1 protein-coding gene is annotated in these 4,007 nt (G+C 76.1%); it reads left to right on the plus strand.

Annotation, left to right across the window (positions count from 1 at the left end; all coding sequences use genetic code 11):
- The coding region (locus tag PYV61_RS21925) for a DUF6603 domain-containing protein (protein ID WP_275835674.1) at positions 1–4,007 on the plus strand (4,007 nt) is incomplete at both ends.

The raw sequence follows: 4,007 nt of genomic DNA on the forward strand, positions 1-4,007 counted from the left end.
CTCGGCGTGGCCGGCGGGCCGGGCGCCCTGGCGGCGAGCGGCGCGTGGGCGCTGAGCCCCGAGGTCACGGTGCGCTACGGCGCCGACGCGGGCGCGCTGCGCCTCGCGCTCGACGTGCAGCTGGCGACGAGCGTCGGCGGGCAGCCGGTGACGACGGCGCTGCTGGCGGACGTCGCGGTGAGCGCGACGGGCAGCGTCGCGCCGGTGCTGGAGGCGTCGCTGGCGGTGGCGGGGCGCGGGCTGCGGCTGGCGATCGCGCCGGCGGTGCGCGTCGACCTGCTGCGCCCCGCGCCCGCGGCGCCGCTCCAGCTCTACCCGGACGGGCCGGGGCTCGGCACGGCGCTCGGCGCCGTCGCCGAGTCGGCGCTGCCGCCGGTACTGAACGCGCTGGCGGCGAAGCGGAGCGACGCGGGCGTGTCGCTCGCCAAGGACGTGGGCGCGGCGGTGTTCGCGCTCGGCGGCGCGCTCGAGCTGCGCGAGGGGGACACGTTCACCGGCGCGCAGGTCGCGGCCTTCGCCGCCGACCCCGCGGGGCGACTGCTCGCGCGGCTGCCGGTGATCGCCGGGAGCGCCGCGAGCGCGCTGGCGCAGGCGGTGGACCCGACCGGGACGCTGGTCGCCACGCTCGCCGAGGCGGCGGAGGGACGCTTCACCTTCGGCTTCGGCGGCACCGGCGCGGTGGGGCTGCGCCCGGTGCGGGTGGTGCTCGAGGGCGCGGGCGCGCCGGCGGTCGTGATCCGCGGGACGTTCGCGCTCCCCGCGATCGGCAACGTGGCGCTGGAGGAGCTGCGCCTCTCGGCGGCCGGCGTGCGGGTGCAGGCGCGCCTCGGCCCCGCGCCGATCGCGGTCGGGCCGCTGGTGCTGCGCCCGCTCGTGGTCGTGCGCGCCGGCGTGGGCGGCGCCGGCTTCACGCGCGCGCTCGGCGTCGGCCTCGCGTTCGACGACGCGGCGGCGACGTCGATCGAGATGCGGTGGGGGCTCGACGCCACGCCGCCGGCGCTGCGCGTGGTGAGGCGCGGCGTCACCGAGACGGTGAGCGAGGAGGCGCTGGCGGTCGCCACGCACCTGCTGGCGGTGGCGGCGAGCGTCGCGGGGAGCGTCGCGGTATCGCAGCTCTGGCCCGCGAGCGGGCCGCCGGTGCTCCCGGTGCTGGCGCGCGACGCGCTGCGCGGGGTGGTGTTCACCGACGCCGCCGGCTCGACGCAGCTCGACGCGGCGCTGTTCACGCAGATCACCGACGGGCCGGCGCTGCTCGGCCGGCTGCAGCGGCTGCTGCTGAACCTCGCGCAGACGAACACCTTCGCGCTCACCATCGACGGCACCGTCACGATCGGGCTGGTGGCGGAGCCCGGGGGCGGCGGGACGATGCTCGGCGTGCGCGTGTCGCTGGCGCCCAACAAGCGCTTCGCGATCGCGAGCGGCGACCCGACGGTGGAGCTGGAGGTCGACCACACGTGGATCGATCCCGCGGTCCCCGCCGGGCTGTCGATCTTCGCGGTGAAGGCGACGGGGAGCGGCGCGGCGACGACGTTCGCGTTCGTGCCGGGGGTGAAGGTCGGCGGCGTCGGGCTGCGCTTCCGCAAGTCGAGCGGGCCGCTGCTCGACCTGGGCGGCGTGTCGCTCGACGCGATCGCGGTGCACGTGTACGGCGAGGCGTCGCCGGCGGGCGTCGGCGGCGGCGTGCAGCTGGAGCTGGCGGGGCTCGCCGTCGCGCCCGCGGGGAGCGGCGGCAGCAACGCGGTCGCCAACGGGATCCTGAGCGACGCGGGGAGCGCGGGGCAGGCGAACCGCCCGGCGTTCTCCCCCGCGCTGGCGGTGCAGAAGCACCCGGGCGGGAACGTCGGCGTGTCGTTCCGCGCCGGGCGCCCGCCGGGGCCGTGGTGGGTGGTGGTGCAGCGGCAGCTCGGCCCGCTCTACGTCGAGCGGGTGGGGCTCGACACCGCCGAGACGAACGGGCGGGTGAGCCGCGTCGCGCTGCTGTTCGACGGGCGCGTGTCGCTGTTCGGGCTCACCGCGGCGGTCGACCAGCTGTCGCTGACCTGGCTCGGCGGCGACGTGTTCGACGTGCGGCAGTGGGCGGTCGACCTGCAGGGGCTCGCGGTGAGCGCCGAGATGTCTGGAGTCTCCCTCGCCGGCGGGCTGCTCAAGACCACCGTCGACGGGAACCCGGGCTACGTCGGGATGCTGCTCGGGCGCTTCGGCGTGTACGGGCTGTCGGTGTTCGGCGGGTACACCGACCAGAACGGGTCGCCGTCGTTCTTCGTGTTCGGCGCGGTGAACGGGCCGATCGGCGGGCCGCCGGCGTTCTTCCTCACCGGCATCGGGGGCGGGCTCGGGATCAACCGCGGGCTGCGCGTCCCCGACGACATGTCGCGGTTCAACGAGTACCCGTTCATCCAGGCGCTCGACCCGGCGGCGACGGTGCCGGAGCCGATGCAGAAGCTGCGCGAGCTGACGCAGTACTTCCCGCCGCAGCAGGGCAACTTCTGGTTCGCGGCCGGGATCAGCTTCACCTGCTTCGCGCTGGTGGACGGGATCGCGGTCGTGTCGGTGTCGTTCGGCGCGGGGCTCGAGATCAACCTGTTCGGCCTCGCGCGCATGGCGCTCCCGCGCCCGCAGGCGGCGCTGGTGTCGATCGAGCTCGGGCTGCTGGCGCGCTTCTCGACCGAGGAGGGGCTGTTCCTCATCCAGGCGCAGCTCACCGAGAACTCGTGGCTGCTCTACCGCGAGGTGCGCCTCACCGGCGGCTTCGCCTTCGCGACGTGGTGGAAGGGGCCGCTCGCCGGGCAGTTCGTGCTCACGATCGGCGGCTACCACCCGAGCTTCCACCGCGAGGGGTACCCGGTCGTGCCGCGCCTCGGGCTGGTCTGGCGCGTCACCGACGACATCGTGATCAAGGGGGGCGCGTACTTCGCGCTCACCTCCGAGGCGCTGATGGCCGGCGTGGACGTCGAGGTCAGCGCCGACTTCGGCTGGGCGTGGGCCCGCATCGCCTTCGGCGCGCACGGCCTCGTCTTCTTCGACCCGTTCTGGTTCGAGGTCTCGGCCTACGCGCGCATCTCGGCGGGCGTGAAGATCAAGACGTGGCTCGGCACGATCCGCTTCAGCATCTCGCTCGGCGCGCGCATCAAGGTGTGGGGCCCCGACTTCAGCGGCGAGGCGACGCTGGAGGTCGGCCCGTGCGAGTTCACCGTCGGCTTCGGGAGCGAGCGGAAGGTCGCGCCCAAGGTGCTGACGTGGCTCGAGTTCACCGAGAAGTACCTGGAGAGCGCGGGCGACGGCGCGCGTACGCTGTCGGCGATCACCGGGAAGGGGACGCTCCCCGCCTCGACCAGGGGCGGGCAGAGCGCGCCGAGCCCCGACGGCAGCGACGCGCTCCCGTTCGAGGTGTTCGCCGAGTTCGAGGTGACGGTGGTGACCACCGTGCCGACGCAGGCGTTCGACCTCGCGCTGACGACGGGGCGGGTCACGGTCCCGGTGCGCCGCTCCGACGGCGCCGCGGCGGCGCTCGGCCTCAAGCCGATGCGCGCCGGCGGGCTGACGACGGCGCTCGTGTTCACGCTCGAGAAGCTGACGCGCAACGCGAGCGGGCAGGTCACCGGCGCGACGTCGGTGCCGGCGCAGCTGCGCAAGCTCGGCGCGCACCGCGAGACGGGGACCGACGCCTTCCCGGTGGGCGCGTGGGGCGCGCCCGAGCCGCCGGGGGTGGGCGCGCCGCCGCTCCCCGCGGGCGACGTGCTGGTGGCCGCCAACCGGCTGCGGCTGGAGGCGGTGGCCGAGATGCCGGCGCCGGGCCCCGAGATCACGTACCGGCGCGTCGAGGCCGGGCGGCGCCCGCTGCCGCTGCAGGCGTCGGGGAACGCGCGCGGGCTGCTGCTCGACGCCGCGCACGCGATCGCGATGCCGGCGCCGACGAGCGCCGCGCAGGCGCTGACGGCGGCGCGCGCGCGGCTGTTCGCCGTGCGCACCGCCCCGACGCCCGAGGGCGTGCTGCCGACGGGCGCGCG

The organism is Roseisolibacter sp. H3M3-2, from assembly GCF_029211165.1.
Lineage (GTDB): Bacteria > Gemmatimonadota > Gemmatimonadetes > Gemmatimonadales > Gemmatimonadaceae > Roseisolibacter.